19 protein-coding genes are annotated in these 24146 nt (G+C 73.4%); 11 read left to right on the top strand and 8 right to left on the bottom strand.

The annotated features are described in order from the left end of the window. Position 1: 1 nt before the first annotated feature. Entirely contained in the window at positions 2 to 535 is a 534-nt protein-coding gene (locus MUN74_RS13960) for a gamma carbonic anhydrase family protein (RefSeq protein ID WP_244852994.1), read from the bottom strand. Between the two features lie 9 nt (positions 536 to 544). Further along, positions 545 to 1816: an APC family permease gene (locus tag MUN74_RS13965; RefSeq protein WP_244852996.1), complete on the bottom strand. Its 1272-nt coding sequence runs from the start codon at positions 1814 to 1816 to the stop codon at positions 545 to 547. 63 nt (positions 1817 to 1879) lie between these two features. On the opposite strand from MUN74_RS13965, the gene MUN74_RS13970 reads away from it, so the two are divergent. Further along, positions 1880 to 2407 (top strand): YbaK/EbsC family protein, encoded by a 528-nt coding sequence (locus tag MUN74_RS13970; protein WP_244852997.1) that lies wholly within the window; start codon positions 1880 to 1882, stop codon positions 2405 to 2407. A 16-nt stretch (positions 2408 to 2423) separates the two neighbouring features. On the opposite strand, the gene galK is transcribed toward MUN74_RS13970, so the two are convergent. Then, complete coding sequence (galK, locus tag MUN74_RS13975; RefSeq protein ID WP_244852998.1) at positions 2424 to 3578, bottom strand: galactokinase; 1155 nt, start codon at positions 3576 to 3578, stop codon at positions 2424 to 2426. Next, positions 3575 to 4723, bottom strand: a complete 1149-nt coding sequence (gene galT, locus MUN74_RS13980; protein WP_244853000.1) for a galactose-1-phosphate uridylyltransferase — start codon at positions 4721 to 4723, stop codon at positions 3575 to 3577. The genes galK and galT overlap by 4 nt, the downstream gene beginning before the upstream one ends. Before the next feature lie 83 nt (positions 4724 to 4806). Here galT and MUN74_RS13985 point away from each other — a divergent pair, with 83 nt between their 5' ends. Further along, on the top strand, positions 4807 to 5652 hold the full coding sequence (locus MUN74_RS13985) for a DeoR/GlpR family DNA-binding transcription regulator (protein ID WP_244853002.1): 846 nt from the start codon (positions 4807 to 4809) through the stop codon (positions 5650 to 5652). 10 nt (positions 5653 to 5662) lie between these two features. Continuing rightward, positions 5663 to 6595 (top strand): aldose 1-epimerase family protein, encoded by a 933-nt coding sequence (locus tag MUN74_RS13990; RefSeq protein WP_244853003.1) that lies wholly within the window; start codon positions 5663 to 5665, stop codon positions 6593 to 6595. Positions 6596 to 6703: 108 nt separating this feature from the next. Here the strand turns inward: MUN74_RS13990 and MUN74_RS13995 are convergent, their stop codons facing one another. Next, positions 6704 to 7876, bottom strand: coding sequence for a MarP family serine protease (locus MUN74_RS13995; RefSeq protein WP_244853005.1), 1173 nt, complete (start codon positions 7874 to 7876; stop codon positions 6704 to 6706). 173 nt (positions 7877 to 8049) lie between these two features. Here MUN74_RS13995 and MUN74_RS14000 point away from each other — a divergent pair, with 173 nt between their 5' ends. After that, positions 8050 to 9099: an LLM class F420-dependent oxidoreductase gene (locus tag MUN74_RS14000; protein ID WP_244853007.1), complete on the top strand. Its 1050-nt coding sequence runs from the start codon at positions 8050 to 8052 to the stop codon at positions 9097 to 9099. On the opposite strand, the gene MUN74_RS14005 is transcribed toward MUN74_RS14000, so the two are convergent. After that, complete coding sequence (locus tag MUN74_RS14005; RefSeq protein WP_244853008.1) at positions 9080 to 10339, bottom strand: hypothetical protein; 1260 nt, start codon at positions 10337 to 10339, stop codon at positions 9080 to 9082. The genes MUN74_RS14000 and MUN74_RS14005 overlap by 20 nt on opposite strands. Before the next feature lie 161 nt (positions 10340 to 10500). On the opposite strand from MUN74_RS14005, the gene MUN74_RS14010 reads away from it, so the two are divergent. The 3 genes from MUN74_RS14010 (at position 10501) to MUN74_RS14020 (ending at position 13856) form a co-directional block, all read left to right on the top strand. Further along, a complete protein-coding gene (locus tag MUN74_RS14010; RefSeq protein ID WP_244853010.1) occupies positions 10501 to 11814 on the top strand; it encodes a sensor histidine kinase in 1314 nt (437 codons plus the stop codon). Beyond that, positions 11811 to 12473 carry a response regulator transcription factor gene (locus tag MUN74_RS14015; protein ID WP_244853012.1) on the top strand — a complete coding sequence of 221 codons (663 nt, stop codon included), beginning with the start codon at positions 11811 to 11813 and terminating at the stop codon, positions 12471 to 12473. The genes MUN74_RS14010 and MUN74_RS14015 overlap by 4 nt, the downstream gene beginning before the upstream one ends. 744 nt (positions 12474 to 13217) lie before the next feature. Further along, positions 13218 to 13856 carry a DNA-directed RNA polymerase subunit beta gene (locus MUN74_RS14020; protein WP_244853014.1) on the top strand — a complete coding sequence of 213 codons (639 nt, stop codon included), beginning with the start codon at positions 13218 to 13220 and terminating at the stop codon, positions 13854 to 13856. Positions 13857 to 14003: 147 nt separating this feature from the next. Here MUN74_RS14020 and MUN74_RS14025 read toward each other — a convergent pair whose 3' ends face one another. Beyond that, the gene (locus MUN74_RS14025) at positions 14004 to 14924 is read right to left on the bottom strand and encodes a transglutaminase-like domain-containing protein (RefSeq protein WP_244853015.1); all 921 of its coding nucleotides are present in this window, start codon (positions 14922 to 14924) and stop codon (positions 14004 to 14006) included. Further along, the gene (locus MUN74_RS14030) at positions 14921 to 15802 is read right to left on the bottom strand and encodes a MerR family transcriptional regulator (RefSeq protein ID WP_244853017.1); all 882 of its coding nucleotides are present in this window, start codon (positions 15800 to 15802) and stop codon (positions 14921 to 14923) included. The genes MUN74_RS14025 and MUN74_RS14030 overlap by 4 nt, the downstream gene beginning before the upstream one ends. Before the next feature lie 52 nt (positions 15803 to 15854). On the opposite strand from MUN74_RS14030, the gene MUN74_RS14035 reads away from it, so the two are divergent. From MUN74_RS14035 to MUN74_RS14050, 4 genes are all read left to right on the top strand, one after another. Further along, positions 15855 to 16742, top strand: coding sequence for an aminodeoxychorismate lyase (locus MUN74_RS14035; protein WP_244853019.1), 888 nt, complete (start codon positions 15855 to 15857; stop codon positions 16740 to 16742). A 112-nt stretch (positions 16743 to 16854) separates the two neighbouring features. Continuing rightward, a complete protein-coding gene (locus MUN74_RS14040) occupies positions 16855 to 19320 on the top strand; it encodes a helix-turn-helix domain-containing protein (RefSeq protein ID WP_244853020.1) in 2466 nt (821 codons plus the stop codon). A gap of 136 nt (positions 19321 to 19456) precedes the next feature. Next, a complete protein-coding gene (locus tag MUN74_RS14045) occupies positions 19457 to 22069 on the top strand; it encodes a glycosyl hydrolase family 18 protein (RefSeq protein ID WP_244853021.1) in 2613 nt (870 codons plus the stop codon). 213 nt (positions 22070 to 22282) lie between these two features. Then, positions 22283 to 24130: a glycosyl hydrolase family 18 protein gene (locus tag MUN74_RS14050; RefSeq protein WP_305038255.1), complete on the top strand. Its 1848-nt coding sequence runs from the start codon at positions 22283 to 22285 to the stop codon at positions 24128 to 24130. Positions 24131 to 24146 lie beyond the last annotated feature (16 nt).

Here is a 24146-nt window from a genome sequence, read left to right on the forward strand (position 1 = left end):
GTCAGGCGTCGGCGGTGTGCTCGCCGACGTGCGCCAGGTAGGAGGCCGCGTTGCGGCGGATGCCGTCGCGCTCGGCCTCGGTGAGCTCGCGGCGCACCTTGCCCGGCACGCCGGCGACGAGCGAGCCGGGCGGCACGATGGTGCCCTCGAGCACGACCGCACCCGCGGCGACGAGGGAGCCCGCCCCGATGACGGCGCCGTTCAGCACGGTCGCGTTCATGCCGACGAGGCTCTCGTCGTCGACCGTGCAGCCGTGCAGCACGGCGCCGTGGCCGACCGACACGTTGCGGCCGACCGTGAGCGGGTAGCCGGCGTCGACGTGGCAGACCACCGTGTCCTGCAGGTTCGAGCCCTCGCCGAGCACGATCGGCTCCGCCTCGGCGCGCAGCACCGCGTTGTACCAGACGCTCGAGCCCGCCTCGAGGCGGACGTCGCCGACGATGACGGCGCCGGCGGCCACGAACGCGTCGTCGGCGACGACGGGGGCGGCGATGCCGGCGAGCGGGATGATGCGTGCGGTGGAGTCGACGGACATGGCGACAGCCTACCGGCGCGCGTCCGGCCGCTCCCTGCGCCGGCGGAGGCCCAGCACGACCAGCCGCCAGGCCGCCCCGACGACGAACACGGCGACGCCGGCGACGATCGCCGTCGACGGCAGGGTCACGACGAGCACGAGGCATCCGATCGCGCCGAGCACCGAGAGCGCTCGCGGTACGCGCCGTTCGCTCGCGGGCTGGGTGAGCGCCGCGAGGTTGGCGACGAGGTAGTAGCCGAGCACGCCGAACGACGAGAACCCGATCGCGTCGCGCAGGTCGACGGTGAGCACGAGCGCGACGACTGCGACGGCGACCACGATCTCGGCCACGTGCGGTACCCGATGACGCGGATGCACCGCCGCGAGCGGTCGCGGCAGCTCGCCGTCGCGCGCCATGGCGAGGGCGGTGCGGCCGATGCCGGCGATGAGCGCGAGCAGGGCCCCGAGGGCGGCGGCCGCCGCGCCGAGCCGCACGATCGGGGCCGCCCACGTCCACCCGACGTCGTCGACGAGGTCGACGAGCGGGGCGGTCGACGCCGCGAGGGCCCCGGCGCCGAGCGTCGCGAGGAGCACGACCCCGATGAGGGCGTACAGCACGACGGCGATGCCGAGGGCGAGCGGGATGGCGCGCGGGATGGTCCGGGCGGGATCGCGCACCTCCTCGCCGAGCGTCGCGATGCGGGCGTAGCCGGCGAAGGCGAAGAAGAGCAGTCCCGCCGACTGCAGGATGCCCGCCCACCCGGCCTCGAACAGGCCGTCGGTCGGGATGCCGTGGGCGAGGAGGGGCCCGGTGCCCGCGGCGACGACGAGGAGGAGGACGCCGAGCACGACGGCGACGATGAGGCTCGCGGCACGCGCGGTGCGGGTGATCCCGCGGAGGTTCACGGCGGCGAGCACGATGACGGCCACGGCTGCGACGGGCCGCTGCCACGGCGCGGGCACGACGTAGGCGGCGAACGTCATGGCCATCGCCGCGCAACTCGCCGTCTTGCCGACGACGAACCCCCATCCGGCGAGGAAGCCGGGCCACTCCCCGAGCCGCTCCCGCCCGTACCGGTACGCCCCGCCCGATTCGGGGTAGCGCGCGGCGAGCTGGGCGGTCGAGCTCGCGTTCGCGAACGCGACGATCGCGGCGATCGCGAGGCCGATGAGCAACCCCGTGCCCGCGGCCGCCGCGGCCGGCGCGAACGCCGCGAAGACGCCGGCTCCGATCATGGCGGCGAGGCCGACGACGACGGCGTCGCGGAGTCCGAGTCGGCGAGCGAGGGAGGGCTGCGGCACGCGCGAACTCTACGCCATGGAGGTTTCCAGACGGCGTCGCGCAGTCGACCGTAGGATCGGGGAATGAGCTCGCCGTCGCCCGCTGCCGCCGCATCGCCCTCGCACCCCGCCGTCGACCGCGTCGCCGCCGCGCTCGCCGCCGAGGGCGTCGAGACCGAGATCGTGTGGTTCGACGATGCCGTGACGACCGCCCAGCTCGCCGCCGACGCCCTCGGCATCGAAGTCGGCCAGATCGCGAACTCGCTCGTGTTCACCCTCGACGACGAACCGATCCTCGTGCTCACCTCGGGTGCGCACCGGGTCGACACCGAGTGGCTCGGCGCCGAACTCGGCGGCACGATCCGCCGGGCGTCGAAGGAGACGGTGAAGGAGGCCACCGGACAGGTCATCGGGGGCGTCGCGCCGGTCGGGCACCCCGTGCCCGTGCGCACGATCGTCGACACCGACCTCGCGGCCTATCCCCTGGTCTGGGCGGCCGCCGGCCACGCCAAGACGGTGTTCGCGACGACCTTCGACGACCTCGTGCGCATCACGGGCGGAACCCCGCGCGCCGTCGAGCCCGCCCGCGCGGCCGCGACCGAATCCGCATGATCTCTCGCGGCGGCGCTCAGGCGTCGCGGCGGGCGCCCGCCGACGGGCGCACGGTGAAGACCGCCGGCTCCCGATAGCCGTGCTCGGCGAACGCCGCCACGACCGCGCGCGACAGGTCGGGCACGAGTGCGTCGGGAACGAGCGCGATCGCCGACCCGCCGAAGCCGCCGCCCGTCATGCGGGCGCCGATCGCGCCGTTCGCCTGCGCCGTCTCGACGGCGAGGTCGAGCTCGGGCACGGAGATCTCGAAGTCGTCGCGCATCGACCGGTGCGAGGCATCCAGCAGGGGGCCGATCGCGCCTGCCCCCTGTTCGCGCAGCGTGCGCACGGTGTCGAGCACGCGCTGGTTCTCGGTCACGACGTGCCGCACCCGGCGGAACGTCTCGTCGTCGAGCAGCTCGGCCGCCCGTGCGAGGTCGTCGACGCGCACCTCGCGCAATGACTCGACACCGAGACCGCGCGCGCCGGCCTCGCACGATGCGCGCCTGGCCGCATAGCCGCCCGTGGCGTGCGCGTGCGTCACGCGGGTATCGACGACGAGGATCGACAGGCCGGCCGCCTCGAGGCCGAGCGGGATCACGTCGGCGTCGAGACTGCGGCAGTCGAGGAAGACCGCGGAGTCGGCCTCGCCGAGCAGTGAGGCGGTCTGGTCCATGATGCCCGTCGGCGCGCCGACGACCCGGTTCTCGGCGAGCCGGCCGACCTTCGCGAGCGTCGGGCGGTCGAAGCCGAGGCCCCAGTGCTCGTCGAGGGCGAGCGCCACCGCGCACTCGATCGCGGCCGAGCTCGAGAGGCCCGCACCGATCGGCACGTCCGAGGTGACGTAGAGGTCGACGCCGCGCGCGTGGTCGAGGTCGGCACCGGACTCGCGGAGCGCCCACGCGACGCCGAGCGGATACGCGGCCCATCCCGACACCGCGTCGGGGGTGAGCTCCTCGAGGTGGATCTCGACGGCCTCGGGCTCGTGGCTCGTCGCGACGCGCACGACCCGGTCGTCGCGGTCGCCGAGCGCGACGGCCGTGCGCCGCTCGATCGCGAACGGGAGGACGAACCCGTCGTTGTAGTCGGTGTGCTCGCCGATGAGGTTCACGCGGCCCGGCGCCGACCAGACGCCGGCCGGCCTGCGGCCGAACCACTCGGCGAACCCGTGGGCGGCGTCGGCGACGGTCATTCTGCGGCTCCTTCGATCGCGGCGCGCAGCGCCTCGGCCTGTGCTTCGGGCGGGACGTCCCCGACCCATGCTCCCATCGCGGCCTCCGAGCCCGCGAGGTACTTCAGCTTGTCGGCGCCGCGACGCGGGCTCGTGAGCTGCAGCATGAGCCGAACCTCGTCGCGACGCTCGTGCACGGGGGCCTGGTGCCAGGCGGCGATGTACGGCGTCGGGGTGTCGTAGAGCGCGTCGACCCCACGCAGCAGGCGTCGGTAGAGCGTCGCGAGTTCGTCGCGCTCGTCGAGCGTCGTCGCCGCGAGGTCGGGAACGTGCCGGTGGGGGAGCAGGTGCACCTCGATCGGCCAGCGCGCGGCGAACGGCACGAACGCCGTCCAGTGCTCGCCCGTGAGCACCACGCGCGGGCCGGTGCGCTCGCGGTGCAGGAGGTCGGCGAAGAAGCCCGGCCCGTAGGCGTCGATCGAGGCGAGCAGCCGCTCGGTGCGCGGGGTCACGTACGGGTAGGCGTAGATCTGCCCGTGCGGGTGGCCGAGCGTCACGCCGATCTCACGCCCTCGGTTCTCGAACGGGAACACCTGCTGCACGCCCGGCAGCTCCGAGAGCTCGGCGGTGCGGTGCGCCCACGCCTCGATCACGGTGCGGGCCCGGGAGACGGTCTGGGTGCCGAAGGAGCCCTCGTGGTCGGGGCTGAAGCACACGACCTCGCAGCGGCCGATGGAGGGCAGGCGGCGCTCGAGGCCGACCCGACGGAGCTCGGCGAGCGATGCCCGCGCACCGGCCGGCGCGGCGGCGTCCGCCGCTGCGAGCTCCGGCCCGAACGAGGGCGAGCGGTTCTCGAAGACCGCGACGTCGTAGCGGCTCGGGATCTCCGACGGGTTGCCGGGTGACTGCGGCGCGAGCGGGTCGAGCTCTGCGGGCGGCAGCACGACCCGGTTCTGGCGGGCGGCGGCGATCGAGATCCATTCGCCGGTGAGCACGTCCTGCCGCATCTCGGCCGTCGTGGGGCGGGGGCCGAGGTCGCGCTCGTCGACCGCGCGGCTCGCGGGCAGCACCGTGTCGGCGTCGTCGAAGTAGATGAGCTCGCGCCCGTCGGCGAGGCGGGTGCGGTGCACCGCGATGCGCGGATCGGCGATGGGGGTCTCGGTCACGCCGCCACCCTACGGGACTTTCGTTTTGCAAACAAGGTGACTTTCGTATTGCAAAGTCACGCCGAAGGCCTCAGGATGCAGGTATGGACGAGCGGAGCGAACCGCAGGTCGACGCGCCGCGCCGACGTGAGCTCGCGCGCGCCCTCGTCGCCGAGCGGGGGTTCGTGCGGGTCGCCGAGCTCAGCCGGGCGTTCGGCGTGACGACCGTGACCGCTCGCACCGATCTCGATGCCCTCGAGCGGCAGGGGGTGATCCGCCGGGTGCACGGCGGTGCCGTGCCCGCGGGCGCGCCCGGCGTCGACCGTCCCGAACGCGAGCCGAGCTTCGAGGAGGCCCTCGAGGCGTCCGTCGAACCCAAGCGGCGCATCGGCGAGCACGTCGCCGGACTCGTGCGCAGCGGTCAGAGCCTCATCCTCGACGTCGGCACGACGACGCTGCAGGTCGCCCGCGCGCTGAAGGGGCGCACCGACCTCGACGACCTCGTGATCTTCACGAACGGGCTCTCGATCGCCCTCGAGCTCGAGAGCGAGATCCCGCGGTTCCAGGTGGTCGTCACGGGTGGCACCCTGCGCCCGCGCCAGCACTCGCTCGTCGACCCGCTCGCCGGGTCGATGCTTCGCGACGTGCACGTCGACCTCGCGGTCATCGGTTGCAACGGCGTCGACCCCGTGCAGGGCGTCACCAATGCGAACCTGCCCGAGGCGCAGGTGAAGGCGCTCATGCTCCAGCGCGCGGCCCGCGCCGTCGTCGTCGCCGACGGATCGAAGATCGGCGAGGTGCACCTCGGCCGGGTCGGGCCGGTCGACGCGTTCGACCGGCTCGTCACTGATGCCTCCGCCCCGCGCCCCGTCGTCGCCGAGCTCGAGGAGGCGGGACTCGCCGTCGTCACGGCGCACGAGGCCGACGCGCAGCCGCGGAGCAGACCCTAGAGTTGGGTGCATGACCCTTCCCACGGGCGAGCAGTTCGAGCTCGAGACGACGACGTCGAGCGGCGAGATCAGGGCCACGATCACCGCCGTCGCAGCCGGACTCCGCACCCTCAGCATCAACGGCATCGACCTCGTTCCGGCGTACGGCGAAGACCAGTCGCCGCCCATGGGCGCCGGCATCGTGCTCGCACCCTGGCCGAACCGCATCCGCGACGGACGCTGGAGCCACGACGGCGTCGAGCACCAGCTCGCGATCACCGAGCCCGCGCGCGGCAACGCCATCCACGGCCTGCTGCGCTACACCGAGTACACGCCCGTCGCCCGCGAGCGCGACTCGGTCACGCTCGCCGCCCGCATCTACCCGCAGCTCGGGTACCCGTTCCTGCTCGGTACGGCCGTGCACTACGAGCTCGTCGCCGATGGGCTGCGCGTCACGCACTTCGTCGAGAACCTCGGCGGCGAAGCCGCGCCCGTCGCCATCGGCACCCATCCGTACCTGAAGATCGGGGGCGTGCCGACGGCCGACCTCGAGCTGCGCCTCGACGCTGCGAGTCACATCGAGGTCGACGACCGGCTGCTGCCGACGGGCGAGGTGCCGGTCGACGGCACGGAGTGGGACTTCCGCGAGGGCCGGCGGGTCGGCGACGTGCAACTCGACGACGCGTTCGGCGAGCTCGCGGGCGACGACGGGCAGGTGCTGCACACGCTCACCGCGCCCGACGGGCGGAGCGTCTCGGTGTGGGCCGACGACGAGTTCGGCTACGTGCAGGTGTACACGTCGCGGTCGTTCCCCGGCGAGGACGGCGACGTCGCGATCGCCATCGAGCCGATGACCGCGCCCGCCGAGGCGTTCAACTCGGGCCGCGGCCTGCGCTGGCTCGACCCGGGCGAGGAGTGGCAGCTCAGCTGGGGCATCCGCTTCGAGGGCTTCGCCGCCGACTGATCCCATCGGCGGGTTGAGGAGCGCCCGACGAAGGAGGTCGCGTCTCGAAACCCTTCGGCGGGGCGGGTTTCGAGACGGTCGCTTCGCTCCCTCCTCAACCTGCTGTGGCTACGCCGCGCACGACCCCGAGTCCACGGCCTCATCGAGGCCGGATGCCTCCGCCGCGAGCGGCTCAAGGGTCGACACGGGGATCGCGAAGCCGACGGTCGCCGCCGCCTCCGAGCGGGCGAAGACGACGCCGGCGACCTCTCCGTCGACATCGAGCACCGGGCCACCGGAGTTGCCGTGGTCGACCTCGGCCGAGAGCGTCACGATGTCGCGCGTCGAGGTGTCGCCGTCGGTCGTGATCGTGACCGGGCCGCTCGCCGCGACGCGCCCCGGGCGCAGCTCGAGCGGGCCGCCGAACGGGTAGCCGGCGATCGCCACCTCGTCGCCGAGGTCGGGCTCGTCGAGCGGCAGCGCGGGGGCGTCGAGTCCGTCGACCGCGATCACGGCGAGGTCGTGCTCGGGATCGAACGCCACGACGCGTCCCGCCACGGCGGGCAGCCCGGGCGCCTCGACGATCGGCTGGTCGACGCCGGCGACGACGTGCGCATTGGTGACGATGCGGTCGTCGGCCACGACGAAGCCCGAACCCGAGAGGTTGCTGCCGCACTCGAACGCGGTGCCCGTGATGCGCACGACCGAGTTCGAGGCGGCGGCGATCGCGGGCGAGGCGACGTCGCTCGGCGGGGCCTCGGTCGGCAGCGGGGTGTCGAGCACGTCGACGAGCCAGGGCAGACCCTCGCCGAGTGCGGCGGCGCGGAGCTCGGCGAGCGCCGACTTCGCGGGCGGTGGTGTGATCTGGTCGAGCGCGCGCACGATCGCCGACCCGCCGACCGCCGGTGAGAGCACGGGTACCGCGAGCGCCGAGACGCCCGAGGCGACGAGCGCGACGACGAAGGCCGTGACGATGAGGTTGCCGAGCACGCCGAGCACCCGGTCGAGCACGCCGAGCTTCACCTTGCGGACGCCGCGCCGCAGCGCGCGCCCGACGATCGCGCCGAGCCAGGCTCCGAGCGAGAGCAGCACGAGCGCCGCGGCGATCGCGACCGGCGCCCGCAGGGCCGGCGTCGGCATGAGCCCCGCGAGCCACGGCATGACGAACCACGCGGCGATGCCGCCCGCGACGAGGCCCACGAGGCCCGCCGCGGTGCGCAGCAGCCCGGCCCGCCAGCCGTTCACGGCCGCACCGATGAAGACGAGCACGAGCAGGAGGTCGAGTACGAGACTCCAGGCCATCGCTTCTCCCTCCGGTCGTTTGGCGTCCAGCCTGCGGCATCCGTCTCGGAGCAACCTGAAGGTCGTCGGAACCCCACAACCGGCGCGGGCTCGCCGCCCGCGTTCGGTAGCCTCTGAGTGCCCGCGCCGGAGGCCGGGCACGACCACCGACCCCACACGACGAGGAGTGACGGATGCGCGTCGGCATGTTCCTGAACTACGCGGGCGGATTCCGCGAAGCGGCCGAGGAGGTCGCCCGGCTCGAGGCATCCGGCATCGATCTCGTCGCCGTACCCGAGGCGTACTCGTTCGACGCCGTCAGCCAGCTCGGGTTCCTCGCCGCCCGCACCGAGCGGATGACGCTCATGAGCGGCATCCTGCAGCTCTACACGCGCACGCCCACGCTCACGGCGATGACCGCGGCCGGGCTCGACTTCGTGTCGGATGGGCGGTTCGAACTCGGCATCGGCGCCTCGGGGCCGCAGGTCATCGAGGGCTTCCACGGCGTGAAGTACGACGCGCCGCTCGGCCGCACGCGCGAGATCATCGACGTGTGCCGCATGACCTGGCGCCGTGAGCCCGTCGTGCACGAGGGGCGCAACTACACGATCCCGCTGCCCGCGGGCGAGGGCACGGGCCTCGGCAAGCCGCTGAAGCTCATCAACCATCCGGTGCGCGAGCGCATCCCGATCACGGTGGCCTCGCTCGGCCAGAAGTCGGTCGAGCAGACCGCCGAGATCGCCGACGGCTGGCTGCCCATGTTCTACCACCCCGAGCGGGCGGGCGACGTGTGGGGTGCCGCGCTCGCCGCAGGCGCCGCCAAGCGCGACGCCGCGCTCGCACCGCTCGACGTGTTCGCGAGCCCCGCGCTCGCGATCACCGAGGACCCGCAGCTCGAGGCGATGGCCCTCGCCGCGGCCAAGCCGCAGCTCGCGCTCTACGTCGGGGGCATGGGCGCGCGCGGCAAGAACTTCTACAACGACCTCATCGCGAGCTACGGCTTCGAGACCGAGGCCGCGCTCATTCAAGACCTCTACCTCGACGGGCGCAAGCAGGAGGCGGTCGCCGCGGTGCCCGACGAGCTCGTGCGCGCCATCTCGCTCATCGGGCCGGCGTCGTACGTCGCCGAGCGCGTCGCCGCGTTCGCGGAGAGCGGGGTGACGACCCTCGCCGTCACCCCGCTCGCCCGCGACTCGGCCGAGCGGCTCGCGCTCATGGCCGGGTTCAGGCGGCTGGTCGGCTGACCGGCTGCTCGGTCCCCGTCCCCGCGTCCGCGGGTGTTTGCGCGGGCTGGGTGCCGTCGGGTGCGGCCTCCTCGCGGCGCCACGCCGCGTACGCCCAGACCGCGAGCGCGAGCATCGGACCCCAGAACCAGAGCGGCAGCACGAGGTCGAAGACGAGCACGTCGACGAGCGAGTCCTGGCCGAGCGACATGATGACGAGCGGCACGGCCGAGATCGTGATGATCGCGGCGGCGAAGAGACCCGGCACGACGGCGAGCCGCACGGGCACGGGCCGACCGCCGATGCGCGGCATCCAGCGCGGGAACACCCGACCCCACGGCAGGATGAGCCCGAGTGTGAGGACGACCGCGGCGGCGGCGCCCGACCCCAGCATGAGCCCCGTCGCGAGCACGGTCGGCGACAGCTCGCCGGCACCGGGCGCGAAGAGCGGCCAGGGGGTGAGCCAGCTCGCCCGCATCACCAGGTAGGGCACGGGCCCGAGCGCCGCGAGCACGGTCAGGGCGCGGCGATGGCGCACGATCGCCGCCTCGAACGTCCGCACCTCGCGGGTCGTGCGGCCCGCGATGATCGCGACCGCGGTCCAGCCGACGACGGCCGCGACGGAGACCGCCGAGATGAGGATGTACGGGCTGTTCGTCACGAGCCCCGCTCCGAACTCGCCGAGGAACTCGGTGACGCCGGCCCAGGTCAGGCCGGCCCACCACACGGCGAGGGCGACGACGGCGAGCAGCAGTGCCACGAGCGGAACGCCGAGGCGGGGCGCGCGCACGACGAGCACGGCGGTCGTGACGATCCCCGCGACGACGGCGCAGAAGCCGAAGACGTAGCCCGCGAAGGTGATGGTTCCCGCATCGCCGAGGACGACGGTCACCGCGACCGCGAGCACGGTCGCGGCGCAGGCGACGAGCGCGGCCCTCCTCCCGAGCGCACCGCCGGCGGCCACGGCGATGGCGAACACGGCGGCGACGGTGCCGACGGCGCCCGTCGCGAAGACCGCCGCGGCGAACTGCGCCGGATCGAGCAGGACGCTCGCGAGGCTCCGCGAGCTCGGGCCCGCGAACGGACTCAGGTCGGGCGCGATCCACCAGGCGAGACCGAGCGCGGCGATCGCGACCGAGGCGACGAGTGCGAGCACGGCGGCGGGGCGGAGCCCGCGCGGGCCCGCGGCTTCGAGTGGGGATCGTCCTTCGCGCCGGTCGGCGGGTGCCGTGCCCGGGGTCGCGGGTCGGGTCGAGGTCATCGTGTGCTCCTCTGCATCGGCCGGGCGGACCGGCAGGGCGACCGCTCCGGCGACTCCGCCACGATCGGTGGAGCCGCAGCCAGCGTCGCGTGCCGGGCCGGGCCGGCGCCTCACCCCATCGGGTGAGATGCGGCGGGCGGCGCGCCGGTAGCGTGGGGCGGGTGCTGGATGCCTCGACGACGCGCCGTACGCCCGGCCTCGCCGACTGGGCGTGGGCGGCCGCTGCCGCGGCCGCGCTGCTGCCGTTCACCGTCGCCGAGGTGCTGCACGAGGCCGGCCCCGACGGCACGGCCTGGGCGGTCGTCGTGCTCGCACTGTTCGGGCTCCTGCACCTCGGCGTCGCTGGTCGGCGGCTGTGGCCGCGCACGGCGATCGTCGCGGCATCCGCGGTCATGCTTTTGCTCGCCGTCGCGAGCCTGCCGGGCATGCCGGGTCTCGCCGTGCTGCAAGCCAGCTCGCTCGCGTACCTCGCGTTCGTCTACGGCGCGGCCGCGAGCGACGACCGGGTCGCGGGCGTCGTCTCGCTCGTGTGCGGTCTCGTCGGTGCCGGCATCATCACGGGTGTCGTGCTCGCATCGGGGCGGACGAGTGACGCCTCGATGGTCACGACCCCCGGCGGGGTGCTCGCGCTGTTCGGGTCGCTCGCGGGCGGGATCGGCGCGGCGTGGGCGCTCGGCCGGTACCGTCGCGAGACCTTGCGCAAGCGTGCCGCGCAGGCGCTCGCGGTCGCGCAGGCCGCCGAGTTGCGGCTCGAGGGAGAGCTGCGCGCGGTCGCCGACGAGCGCCGCAGGATCGCCCGCGAGCTGCACGACGTCATCGCGCACTCGCTCGCCGTGATGGTCGCCCAGGCCGAGGCGTCGCGGCTGCTCGTCGGCCGCGACGACGATCGGGCGCGCGGCGCGATCGAGCACGTGGTCGCGACGGGGCGGGCCGCGATGGGCGACATGCGGGGGCTGCTCGGGGCGCTCGCGGCCGGGCCGTCGGGTACGGCTGCGGCCGCCGCTGCCGGTGCATCCGTGGATGCCGCGGGCGCGGCGCCGCGCGAGCCGAGCCCCGGCCTCGACGGCGTGCCGCTGCTCGTCGAGCGGTCGCAGTCGCCGGGCCGCGACGCATCGCTCGTGGTCACCGGCCGGCCGGTCGCCGTGCGCCCCGGAGTCGGCCTGGCCGCCTACCGGGTCGTGCAGGAGTCGCTCACGAACACGCTGCGGCACACGGCAGCGCCGACGCGCACCGAGGTGCGGATGGAGTGGGGCGACGAACTCGTCCTCACGGTCGAGGACGACGGGCTGGCCGTGCCCGTGCCTGCGGCGCCGGCGCAGACGTCCGGGCGCGGTCTTCGCGGCATGCGCGATCGCGTCGAGCAGGCGGGCGGCAGCTTCGAGGCCGGGCACCGGGACGACCGCCAGGGTTGGCGTGTGGTCGCCCGGCTCCCGCTCGACGCCGATGCGGATGCGGCGGGGGAGGACGCACGATGACCGACGCGATCGCGCCGCGCATCCGCGTGGCGCTCGCCGACGACCAGGAGCTCATGCGCTCGGCGCTCGAGGTCATGATCTCCAGCCATGACGACCTCGAGCTCGTCGTGCAGGCGGCCGACGGGGCCGAGCTCGTCGAACGCCTGCGCGCCCGTCGCACCGACGTCGTCGTGATGGACGTGCGGATGCCCCGCATGGACGGCATCGAGGCCACGCGACGCGTGCGGGCGGAGCATCCCGAAACGAGGGTGCTCGTGCTGACCACGTTCGACCTCGACGACTACGTCTTCGCGGCGATCCGGGCCGGCGCAGGCGGCTTCCTGACGAAGGATGCCTCGGCCGACGAGCTGGCCGCCGCGATCCGCGCCGTGCACGCGGGCGACGCGACGCTCGCGCCCCGCGCGACCGCGAGCCTCGTCGAATTCGTCGCGAAGGCGCCCGTCCAGGCCGACGCCGACGCGTTGCTCGCCCCGCTCACGGCGCGCGAACGCGACGTGCTCGCCGAGGTCGTGACGGGCGCGTCGAACGACGAGATCGCCGAGCGGCTGTACCTCACAGGAAACACCGTCAAGACGCACGTCAAGGCGATCCTCGCGAAGCTCGACCTGCCCGATCGCGTGCACGTCGTGATCTGGGCGTACGAGCACGGGCTCGCGTGAGGGCGTGCGGCCACGAAGACCTGCACCTGCGATGGTGCCCCCAGAGAGGCTCGAACTCTCGACCCACGGATTAACCTGCTGCACTGAGTCTCCCCAGCCACCGCTCGCGCGGCTTGCAGTCTGGACTATCTCACCACCTTCGGCCAAGCCGGTCAGGTGCGCCGCGTATAGTCTCTGAGGTTCCCTTGCGGTTACCTGCTGATTGCCCAATCCCTCGGATTGTCACTGCCTTGCGGCGAGTACCTCGGGCTCTCAGGGTGTTCCAGCATACAGCGGCGTTCATTCGACGCATTTCTGCGCCGACGCTCCTATTTTCTGTTGAAGTCCGTTGCTCTAACCAACTGAGCTATGGGGGCGTCAGACAGCCTAACAGGCCCGTTCGGGGCGGCAGCGGCAGCTGGAGTCCGGCACATACCCGTGCGGCGATGCGGCCGGCCACCGGTCGCCCGGTGTCCGGCCGCTCGCCCGCTCGACCCGGCCGCACGCCCTGCCTCGACGGCGGTGCGCTGCGGCCCGGGGCAGCACGACGGTCAGCTCGCCGCCCCTGGTCGAGCAGCCCTCGGACGACGGAGCGGAGACCGTCGAGCGAGGGTGCTTCGGGTGTGCACGCATCGCAGGCTATGCCCGGAACGGCCTGCAACGGTGCCCCCAGTGCGGGCGGCCCCAGCATGGGGGAGTCCGCCGCACGGGGCCGGGCCAGGCCCGCGGCCGCGACAGGGAGGCGAACGGAGTATCCTCGACCGAATGGCCGCCGACTTCCACCGACCGACGAAACTCCCGCCGGGCATGTTCGACGACTTCATCGGCGGCGCCGACCCGGCCCAGTTGAACCGCGCGGCGCACGACACCGCGCAAGCGCTGCTCGCACGTGTCCGCGCCGACCCCGATCCCGAGATCGTCGCGCGCCTCATCGCCTACACCGACCGGCACGGCATCGACGCGATCGCCGAACTCTGGTCGGGTGCGTCGGCGAAGAGCCTGCCCGGTGCGCTCTGGCGCATCTACCTGCTGCGCACGCTGATCGGGCAGGACGCCGAGATGCTGAGCCTCGCCTACCGGCGCGGCACCGAGATCTCGCACACGATCGACCAGGTCGTCGCGGGCGCCGCGGCACCCGCCGGGCCCGCCGAGATCCGCGAGCTCGCCGACCGGGTGCTGCACGGCGTCTTCACGGGCGACTTCGCGGTCGCCCTCGAGCGGGCCGCCGCGTTCGCCCGGGTCACCTCGACCGGCTTCACGAGCCTCGCCGACGACGCGGATGCCGCGGACTCGGTGCACCACGATCGATCGACGACCCTCACGAGGCGCGCGTTGCGCCTCACCGAGCTGGCCGACGAGCTCACCTCGTGCGCGAAGCTCTGGCGGCGCGACGCGCTCGACTGAAGGTCGCCGGGCCCGAACGGAGCCCGCGGGAATGAACCGCCCCCCGACGTCGTTTAGACTGTCTGAGGCCGGCCGCAGTAACCCCGGGCTCCAAAATTCGCCGCTCCGAGCGGCCTCGCGCCGAGAGGCGTTCTGCGGCCGGCCTTTTCACGTCCCGGCGCCCGCCCACTCGGTGGCGCGCGACTCGAGGTCGACGGTGCCGAAGCCGCGAACCGGCGAGAACGTCGTGATCACGCGACCCGCGTGCACTCGCTCGTCGGTGCGCCAGACGTCGGCGAGTTCGGCCTCGGCCGCGGCATCCCCGGCGTCCGCGCCCACCGTGAGGGCCGCGATGCGGTCGGCCAGCCCGAGCGACTCGGCGCCGATCGGTGCGCCGGGCGCGTCCAGCACACCCCAGCCGTCCCAGAGCAGCAGCTCCGTGCGCATCCGGTGGGCCAGGTCGCCGAACACGTACCCGTGCACGATCCACGGGCCCGACACCGGATGCCCCGGGGCCACGCCGTACGCGGCGAGATCCAGCTGGCCGGCCCGGTGTGCGAGCCACGCCTCGGCGGCGGTCTCGAAGGGCGACCCGAGGCCGGTCGGCAGGTCGTGCACGTCGAACTCAGAGTCCGCTGCATCCAGTTCGGGGTCGAACCGCACCCAGCGGCCGTCGCGCCGGGTCTCGACGACGACGTGGTCGTGCCGGAAACCGGCCGTGAAGTAGCCCGCGAAACCCAGCCGGGTGCGGGCAGGCAACCCGTGCTCGCGCAGGATCGAGACCGCGACGATCGAATGGTCGCGGCAGCAGCCGCCGACGCGTGCGGCCGGCGGGCGCTCAGCGTCGAGGGCACCGTCGGCGCGGTCGACGGCGGCGTCGAGGATCGACGAGACCCAGCGCCGGTCGACGTCGGCGAGCTGGTCGGCGGTCACCGCTTCGTCGGCGCGGTAGTGCGCGATCGTATGGGTCACGGCCCGGTGGATCGCGTCGAACGAGGGGTCGACGGCGGCGACGAGCGCACGGTGCGCGCCCGGGTCGGAGTACGGCGAGTGGCGGGCGTCGTCGATCGTGACGGAGGGTGCGGTCATGAGGCCATCATCGGGTCGGCCCCGGGGGCCGGGTCAATCCGCGCGACGGGGGTCGCGACCTGCATCGCCACCGCCTCGGGGTCGTCGGGCCAGGCGCCCGGGTACCACTCGCGGGGCGCGCCGTCGGCATCGGCACCGCCCTCGGCGCTCGCCGCCGCGTGCACGAGGTCGTAAAACCCGAGCAGCGACGGGTAGGCGACCTCCCGAGCGGTCACGTCGACGACGGCGAACCGTGTCGCCGGCTCGACGCGCAGGCCGATGCTGCGGGTCGGTGCGGCGCGCCCGGTGAACGGCACGGCGGTCTCGATGCGTCCGGCGAGCCGATCGCCGACGGGGGAGTGGAAGATCACCCAGTGGCCCGCGGCCGGGGTCGCTCCCTCGTGCTCGAGGTGCGCCCGGAGCTCGAGCACGTCGGCGACGAAGCTCGGCACGAGCTCGGCCTGCTCGACGGTGCGCGCGATGCTCGCGACCGCGGTGTCGGGCCGGAGCTCGAAGCGGACGCGCTCGAGCCGGTCGGCCTCGACGGCGATTCCAGGCTCGAGCCCGGTCGCGCCGCGGGGCTCCGCCGCCAGCCGGTCGACCGCCTGGCTGCGGGCTGCGAAGTCGTCGCGCTGCGACGCCCACCAGTCGAGCAGCAGTTCGCGCGACGCTGCCGGGGGCGCCTCGAGCAGCTCGCCGATGCGGGCGAGGGGCAGGTCGATGCGGCGCAGCAGGGCGATCGTCCGGGCGCGCGCGACCTGGTCGGGCGCGTAGCTGCGGTAGCCCGTGCGGGCGTCGACCTCGGCGGGCACGAGCAGGCCGCTCGCCTCGTAGAGCCGCAGCGCCTTGCGCGAGAGCCCTGACGCCCGGCTCATCTCACCGGTGCCGAGCGCGTGCATGCACCGTACGGTAGCGCATCGCATCGCGGCATCCGCCCGTACGATTGGGGGCATGCCCGAGAACGTGACGTTCCTCATCGCGCCGCTCGCCGCCGACGCACCCGCCGTCGACCTCGAGGCGACCTTCCATGCCGTGGATGCCTCGGAGCCGGCGTTGCGCGTCGGCGAGCTCTCGACCCAGCGCGGCGACGGCATCTTCGAGACCCTCGCGGTCGTCGACGGCCACGCACAGGAGGCGGAGCCCCACCTCGAGCGCCTGCGCAACTCGGCTGCGATCTGCGAACTGCCGGAGCCCAATCTCGCACAGTGGCGCGCGGCGATCGGGGCGGCCGTCGCGCAGCTGCCCGCGAGGGGCGAGTTCGCGCTCAAGCTCGTCCTCAGCCGTGGCGTCGAGCACGGGCCCGCGCCGACCGCCTGGCTCGCGGCGTCGCCCGCGGCCGACTTCACTGCGCCGCGCGAACGCGGCATCCGCGTCGTCTCGCTCGACCGCGGCCTCGCCCACGACGCCGCCGCGACGGCGCCGTGGCTCCTCCTCGGCGCGAAGACGCTGAGCTACGCGACGAACATGGCGGCGATCCGCGAGGCGAAGCGCCGGGGGGCCGACGACGCGCTGTTCGTCTCGAGCGACGGGTTCGTCATGGAGGGGCCGACCTCGAGCGTCATCCTGCGGCACGGCGACGTGTACTCGACGCCCGAGCCGAGCGGGGCGATCCTGCGCGGCACGACCCAGCTGAGTCTCTTCGAGTTCCTCGAGCGCGAGGGGCGCACGACCGCGTACCGCGACATCCCCGTCGCCGAGCTCGCGACCGCCGACGCGATGTGGCTCGTCTCGAGCGTGCGGCTGGCCGCCGGGGTGACCGCGCTCGACGGCGCGCCGGTACCGTTCGATGCGGCCGAGACCGCCCGCTTCAACGCCTACCTCCTGAGCCCGCGCGACTGACCGCGGCGTCCCCCTCGAACGGGGAGTTGCGCGGAGTGCGCCGACGCTCGCGACGACTTTGTAAATGTTGCTAACATAACCCCACGCGACCGACGGAGCGAGCGGAGGGGCAATGCCGAGCACACCCGAGCACCCCCGACCGCCCGCACGGCACCGCTCGCCCGTCGAGGCCTTCGAAGACACCCGCGCGGTCGTCGAACTGCTCGCGCGGCACCGCCTCGTCGCGGCCCCGCACGTCGCGGCCCGGCTCGGGCTCGCGCTCGGCGGCGACGCCGACGCCATCATCGAGGTCGCGGGGCTCCTGCGCGAGTCCCAGCGCCTCGGCCATGCCGTGCTGCCCGATCCGCTGCCCTCGGTGCCCGCGATCGAGGTCGCGATGGCCTCCGGCGGCGCACGGCTGGCCGCTTGGGAGCGCAACCTGCTCATCGTCGCCGCGGTCTGCGTCGACGACCGCATCGACGTGCTGCTCGCCGCATCGGGCCGGCCGATGGCCGAACTCATCGACGGCGAGGTCAGCCGCCACCTGCTGCTCGTGGCCGGCCACTTCGCGTTCGCCGATCCGCGCATGCGGGTGTGGGTACATGGCGCAGCGACCCTCGCCGAACGCACGGCGGCGCATGCCGCACTCGCCGAGGCGTGCACCGTGCTCGGCGATGAGCGCCAGGCCGTCTGGCATCGTTCGCTCGCGACCCTCGAGGGGTCGCGCGAGCTCGTCGCTCCGCTGCTCGAGATCGCGGAGTCGGCCGATGCCGCGGGCGAGTCGGAATGGGCGCACGCCGTCGCCCGCGAGGCGGCGAGCCACGCGTACGGCGCCGAAGCCGTCACGGCCTGGAGCCTCGCCGGCCGCGCCGCCCTGCACGGCGGACACGTCGACGATGCGCGCACCTGGCTCGACCGCGTGCTCGAGCACGGTGACGAGACGGCGCGCACGGCGGTGCTGGCCGACTACCTCACGGCGCGCGCGGGACTCGAGGGCGACGTCCCCGAGGTCGAGCTCGACGACCGGCTCGCGGCGCTCGCGGGCGCGACCACGCCGTCGAGCCCGTCCGGTGACGCTGCACTGCATCGCCTCCGGCTGCACCTCGCCCGCGCGCTCGCGACGGCGGCCGGGCTCCTCGCCGAGCGGGGCGCCATGGCGGCCGCGCGGCATCGTCTCGACCAGGCCCGTGCCATCACCGACGCCTGGGGCCTCGACCGCGCGTCGCTCGAGTCGGGCACCGCGTGGTGCGCCCTCTTCGGCCTCGAGACGGATGCCGCGGCCGGTCCCGACGGCGGGCCCCTGGCGGCATCGACCGGGGCGATCAAGGTCATCGGCGGGGCGCGCGCCGTCGCCGCGGCGCTCGAACGGGGTCTCGCCGGCGACCCCGCTGGCGCCGTGCGCTGGCTCGGCGCCGTTCGCGAGGTGCCGGGAGACCCGACCCTCACGCGCGAGGACCGCTCCCCGCTCATGCGCGCGGCGCGCGCCGTCACGACGAGCCTGCTGGAGCTGTGGTCGGGCGACGTACGCCGTGCGGCGCAGGCGCTCGCGCGCGGTGCCGCCGACCTGCCGGTCGCGCTGCCGCTCAGCGGGCTCGGCGCAGCGCTCGCCCGACGCATCGACATCATCGCGACGGGGGAGGTGTCGGCATTCGCCCGGGCGATCGAGGCGGCCCGGCCGCCCACGGCGGGCGCCGTGCGCTCCGAGGAGCTCATCGATCGTGCGATCACGGCCCACCTCGCCGGAGCCCGGAGCGAGGCGTCCGCGCTCGTGGCGCTCGCCGCGGAGTTCGACCGGGGCTGCGGCGGCCTGCACGTGCCCGGCCTCGATGCGGCGGTCGACTGGAGTCCGAGCGACGCCCGCGACGCCCGCGACACCTTCGACGCCTGCGACCGCTCCGGTGCCGAGTTCGCCCCCGTGCGGCGACCGCCCGACGCGGTGCTCGCGAGCGAACTCCGGCGGCGCATGCGCAGCACCGACCGGCAGCGATTCGACGCCGACTACCTCGCCGCGGTCGAGGGCGGCCGGGCGATCGCCTCGGCGTACGAACGCGCCCGCACCGAGCTCATGCTCGCCCGTGCCTGCCGCGAAGCGGGGGCCCCCGATCGCGCCGCGCGGCACCTGCTCGCGGCCGAACACCTCTTCGGCGACGCCGGCGCCGACGCCTGGCTCGCCGCGGTCGCCGACGAGCGTCGCCTGCTCGAGGCGACCGCGACCGCGACCGCGACGGCGCACGCGTCCGCGACCGCATCGGTCGGCGTCGGCGGGCGTCCGTCGCACGGGGAGTTCACGGCGCTCGCCGTCTCCCCGGTCGACCGCGCCGCGCCGGCCCCCGCCGCCGCGCATCCGTCCGGAGTCGACGACCCGCTCGCCGCGTGCCGCGCCGCGTGGGCCGACGTGCTCACGGAGCGAGAGCTCGAGGTCGCCATGCTCGTCGTCGAGGGCGCGTCGAACCGCGACGCGGCGGGCCGCCTCTACGTGTCGGTGCGCACGGTCGAGGTGCACGTCGGGCGCGTCTTCCAGAAGCTCGACGTGCACTCGCGGGTCGAGCTCGCGGTCCTCGCGCACCGCATGGCGCACGCCGCGCAGGCCCTGCGCTGAGGACTCGACGCTCGGCCGAGCGTGTACGTAGTCCTGCGTATGCGGGGTCGTACGGACGCGCGGGCCGCGCCGGCCTGGATAGCGTCGAGCCACCGGGCGGCCTCCGCCGCGGCATCCCCAGTCAGTGAGGACTCGAATGCGCACACTCTCTCAACGCGCCCGCTTCCGTGCGGGCGCGATCGTCTCGGGCCTGGCGCTCATCGGCACCCTCGGGTTCGCCGGCGCCGCAGCCGCGACCGCCGCGACCACCGCGTGCGAGCCCGCCTGGTCGTCGACGGCGACGTACACGGGCGGCCAGCTCGCCTCGTACCAGAACGTGAACTACAAGGCCAAGTGGTGGACGCAGAACAACGTGCCCGGCACCGAGCAGTGGGGCCCGTGGGAGTCGCAGGGCGCCTGCGGCACGGTCAACCCGACGCCGACGCCGACGCCGACGCCGACGCCGACGCCGACCCCGACGCCGACGCCCACGCCGACCCCGACGCCCACGCCGACGCCCACGCCGACCCCGGACCCCGGCGGTAGCCCGTGGACGACGAACCCCGACGAGAAGTGCCGTCCCGACGGGCTCTACCAGACCCCGGGCGTCAACGTGCCCTACTGCACGGTCTACGACGAGCAGGGCCGCGAGAAGCTGCCCAACGGGCTCGAGCACCGCGTCATCGGCTACTTCACGAACTGGCGCACGGGCCAGAACGGCCAGCCGCGGTACCTCGCGAGCGACATCCCGTGGACGAAGCTCAGCCACATCAACTACGCCTTCGCCCACATCGACGGGCAGGGCAAGGTCTCGGTCAACCAGGACGTCGCGGGCAACGCCTCCACGAAGATGACCTGGCCCGGCGTCGCCGGCGCCGAGATGGACCCGACGCTGCCGTACCAGGGGCACTTCAACCTGCTCACGAAGTACAAGAAGCAGAACCCCGGCGTGAAGGCGCTCGTCTCGGTCGGCGGCTGGGCCGAGACCGGCGGCCACTTCGACGCCGACGGCAACCGCGTCGCCGACGGCGGCTTCTACGCGCTCACCGACTCGCAGGCGAAGATCGACGCGTTCGCGGACTCGGCGGTGCAGTTCATCCGCACCTACGGCTTCGACGGCGTCGACATCGACTACGAGTACGCCAACTCGAACGGCAAGGCCGGCAGTCCCGACGACTTCTCGTTCTCGGAGCCGCGTCGCGCGAAGCTCTGGGCCGGCTACGAGTCGCTCATGAAGACACTGCGCGAGAAGCTCGACCGGGCCGGCGCCGCCGACGGCGAGCACTACCTGCTCACGGTCGCAGCACCCGCCTCGGGGTGGCTCCTCCGCGGTGCCGAGATGTACCAGGTGACCCCGTACCTCGACTACGTCAACATCATGAGCTACGACCTGCACGGCTCGTGGAACGACTACGTCGGCGGCAACGGCCCGCTCTTCGACGACGGCAAGGACCCCGAGCTCGCGGCGGGCGGCGTCTACGGCGCCTACAACGGCATCGGGTACCTCAACACCGACTGGGCGTACCACTACTTCCGCGGGGCGATGCAGCCCGGCCGCATCAACGTCGGCGTGCCGTTCTACACCCGCGGCTGGGACGGTGTGCAGGGCGGGACGAACGGGCTCTACGGCAAGGCGCCGCTGCCCGACCAGACGAAGTGCCCGCCCGGCACGGGCCCGACCCTCGGCGGCACCTCGAAGTGCGGCAACGGCGCGGTCGGCATCAACAACCTGTGGCACGACCTCGACAAGACCGGGGCCGAGGTGGGCGCGGGCGCCAACCCGATCTGGCACGTCCTCAACCTGCAGAAGGGCGTCGTCGGCGACTACACGGCGTCGTACGGCGCTCCGACGACGATCGCCGGCTCGTACACGCACCACTTCGACTCGGTGACGAAGACCGAGTGGTGGTGGAACGACCAGACCAAGACGTTCCTCTCGGGTGACGCCGACCAGGCGATCGGCGCGAAGGCCGACTACATCGCCCAGAACGGCATCGGCGGCGCCATGATCTGGGAGCTCGCGGGCGACTACTCGTACAACACCCAGAAGGGCCAGTACCAGATGGGCTCGACCCTCGTCTCGCTGCTGCACGACCGCCTCGCCGCGTCGCAGCCGTACGACGCGGCCAAGGCCAACGTCGCGATGCCCGCGAAGGCGATCGACCTGCAGGTCAAGTACTCGGAGTTCGCCCTCGGCGACAACAACTACCCGATCAACCCCAAGGTGACGTTCACGAACAACTCGAAGACCGCGATCCCCGCCGGATCGACGATCACGTTCGACACCGCGACGAGCGACACCGGGGCGATGGGCGAGCAGAACGGGTGGGGCATCACGAAGGTCTCGAGCGACCACACCGGGTCGAACGTGGGTGGCCTGAAGGGCGACTTCCACACGTACACGATCAAGGTGCCCTCGGGCGGCATCCCCGCCGGCGGCAGCGTCTTCACGAAGCTCAGCTGGCGCCTGCCCATGGCCGAGCTCTCGAACCTGCGCGTGAAGATCGGCACCGAGACGTACGCGGCGCTCTACGACCTGCCCCGTGGGGCGAGCGTCGTCGAGCCCGGCGGCGGCTCGGGCGGCGGCACCGGCGGCGGCACGGGCGGCGGTGGCACGGGCACGTGCGATGCTGCCGCCTGGAGCGCGAGCTCCGTGTATACGGGCGGCCAGCAGGTCAGCTACGGCGGTGCCGAGTACACGGCGAAGTGGTGGACGCAGGGTGAGACGCCCGGCAGCGCCGCGGTCTGGGGCGAAGCGCAGGCCTGCTGATCGAATCGGATGCCACGGGCGGGGGTTCCGGCGAACGGAACTCCCGCCCGTGGGCGTGCCGGACTACGTAGTCCTGCGTACCCGGTGCCGGCCCCGTCGCGGATCATGTGGATCGTGCGGACGCCGGGGTGCGGCATCCCTTCGTAGCTTTGGCCATGTCCAGTGGCGCGCCAGCGCCCGTTCCCCATCACACGAAGGACACCGAAGGACACCATGGAGAATCAGAGAACCTCGCGACGTGGCCTGCGTTCTGCGCTCGCCACCCTCGCGACCGGCGCCATGATCGCCGGACTCGCCGCGGTCGGATCCGCGCCGGCGATCGCCGCCGAGTCGCCCGCGACCGCGCCGAGCGCCGTCAACGGCTACCGCAACGTCGGCTACTTCGCCCAGTGGGGCGTGTACGGCCGGGCGTTCCAGGTCAAGCAGCTCGAGACCTCGGGCGCGGCCGACGACCTCACCCACATCAACTACGCGTTCGGCAACATCCACTACCAGGACCTCACCTGCTTCATCGCGAACAAGGCGCAGGGCACCGGTCCCACGGGCTCCGACGGCGCGGGCGACGCGTGGGCCGACTTCGGCATGGGCTACACGGCCGCGAACTCGGTCGCGGGCGTCGCCGACACCTGGGACCAGAAGCTCGCGGGCTCGTTCAACCAGCTCAAGCAGCTCAAGCAGAAGCATCCGAAGCTCAAGGTCATGCTGTCGATCGGCGGCTGGACCTGGTCGAAGAACTTCTCGAAGGCGGCCGCGACCGACGCGTCGCGCAAGAAGTTCGTGAAGAGCTGCGTCGACCTCTACCTGCGCGGCAACCTGCCCGTCATCGACGGGCGCGGCGGCACGGGCGCGGCTGCGGGCGTCTTCGACGGCATCGACATCGACTGGGAGTGGCCGGGCTCGCAGAACGGCGAGGTCGGCAATTACGTCGACGAGGTCAACGACAAGGCGAACTTCACGCTGCTCCTCAAGGAGTTCCGTACCCAGCTCGACGCGCTGACGGCTGAGAACGGGCACCCGTACCAGCTCTCGGCGTTCCTGCCGGCGAACCCGTCCGACATCGCGGCGGGCGGCTGGAACAACCCCGAGAACTTCCGCTACCTCGACTACGGCAACGTGCAGGGCTACGACCTGCACGGCGCGTGGGACCCGACCCTCACCGGTCACCAGGCGAACCTCTTCGACGACCCGGCCGACACCCGGCCGGCGGCGAAGAAGTTCAGCGTCGACAAGGCCGTCAAGGAGTACCTGAAGACCGGCATCTCGCCGAAGCAGCTCGGCATCGGCCTCGCCGCCTACGGGCGCGGCTGGCAGGGCGCCACCTCGGTGAACGCGTGGGGTCCGGCGACGGGCGCGGCCCCCGGTACGTGGGAGAAGGGCAACGAGGACTACGACAAGCTGAAGACCCTCGGCACCGACCACTACGACGCCGCGATCGGCGCGGCCTGGCGCTACGACGGCAACCAGTGGTGGAGCTACGACAACGCCCAGTCGACGACGCGCAAGTCGCAGTACATCGCCGACCTCGGCCTCGGCGGCGGCATGTGGTGGGAGCTCGACGGCGACCGCCAGGGACAGCTCATCGGCACCCTCGCCGACAAGCTGCGCGCGGCCACGGCCGGCCCCGCATCCGACCCGGTCTACACGCCCGGCACGGGCGGGGGCACTGATCCCGGCACGGGTGGCGGCACCGACCCGGGCACCGGCGGCGGCACCGGCGACTGCACCGCGCCCGCGTGGAGCGCGACCGCCGTCTACACCGGCGGCCAGAAGGTCTCGTACGACGGCAAGGAGTACTCGGCCAAGTGGTGGACGCAGGGCAACCAGCCCGGCACGAACGACGTCTGGGCGCTCGCCGGCACCTGCACGACGGGCGGCGGCACCGATCCCGGCACGGGCGGCGGCACCGACCCGGGCACGGGTGGGGTCGCGGCCTGGAGCGCGACGACCGCGTACGTCGCCGGCAGCGTCGTCAGCTACGGCGGTGCGACCTACAAGGCGAAGTGGTGGACCCAGGGCGACACGCCCGGCGCCGCGCAGTGGGGCCCGTGGGAGAAGCAGTGATCCGTCGGCCGGTCGA

Origin of the sequence: Agromyces sp. H17E-10 (assembly GCF_022919715.1) — a bacterium.
Taxonomy (GTDB): domain Bacteria; phylum Actinomycetota; class Actinomycetes; order Actinomycetales; family Microbacteriaceae; genus Agromyces.

Bases quoted from the DNA above. Each gene is read 5' to 3' on its own strand.
- MUN74_RS13960 (WP_244852994.1), bottom strand. From the start codon at position 535: ATGTCCGTCGACTCCACCGCACGCATCATCCCGCTCGCCGGCATCGCC.
- MUN74_RS13970 (WP_244852997.1), top strand. From the start codon at position 1,880: ATGAGCTCGCCGTCGCCCGCTGCCGCCGCATCGCCCTCGCACCCCGCC.
- galK (WP_244852998.1), bottom strand. From the start codon at position 3,578: ATGACCGTCGCCGACGCCGCCCACGGGTTCGCCGAGTGGTTCGGCCGC.
- MUN74_RS13985 (WP_244853002.1), top strand. From the start codon at position 4,807: ATGGACGAGCGGAGCGAACCGCAGGTCGACGCGCCGCGCCGACGTGAG.
- MUN74_RS13990 (WP_244853003.1), top strand. From the start codon at position 5,663: ATGACCCTTCCCACGGGCGAGCAGTTCGAGCTCGAGACGACGACGTCG.
- MUN74_RS13995 (WP_244853005.1), bottom strand. From the start codon at position 7,876: ATGGCCTGGAGTCTCGTACTCGACCTCCTGCTCGTGCTCGTCTTCATC.
- MUN74_RS14000 (WP_244853007.1), top strand. From the start codon at position 8,050: ATGCGCGTCGGCATGTTCCTGAACTACGCGGGCGGATTCCGCGAAGCG.
- MUN74_RS14005 (WP_244853008.1), bottom strand. From the start codon at position 10,339: ATGACCTCGACCCGACCCGCGACCCCGGGCACGGCACCCGCCGACCGG.
- MUN74_RS14015 (WP_244853012.1), top strand. From the start codon at position 11,811: ATGACCGACGCGATCGCGCCGCGCATCCGCGTGGCGCTCGCCGACGAC.
- MUN74_RS14020 (WP_244853014.1), top strand. From the start codon at position 13,218: ATGGCCGCCGACTTCCACCGACCGACGAAACTCCCGCCGGGCATGTTC.
- MUN74_RS14025 (WP_244853015.1), bottom strand. From the start codon at position 14,924: ATGACCGCACCCTCCGTCACGATCGACGACGCCCGCCACTCGCCGTAC.
- MUN74_RS14030 (WP_244853017.1), bottom strand. From the start codon at position 15,802: ATGCACGCGCTCGGCACCGGTGAGATGAGCCGGGCGTCAGGGCTCTCG.
- MUN74_RS14035 (WP_244853019.1), top strand. From the start codon at position 15,855: ATGCCCGAGAACGTGACGTTCCTCATCGCGCCGCTCGCCGCCGACGCA.
- MUN74_RS14040 (WP_244853020.1), top strand. From the start codon at position 16,855: ATGCCGAGCACACCCGAGCACCCCCGACCGCCCGCACGGCACCGCTCG.
- MUN74_RS14045 (WP_244853021.1), top strand. From the start codon at position 19,457: ATGCGCACACTCTCTCAACGCGCCCGCTTCCGTGCGGGCGCGATCGTC.
- MUN74_RS14050 (WP_305038255.1), top strand. From the start codon at position 22,283: ATGGAGAATCAGAGAACCTCGCGACGTGGCCTGCGTTCTGCGCTCGCC.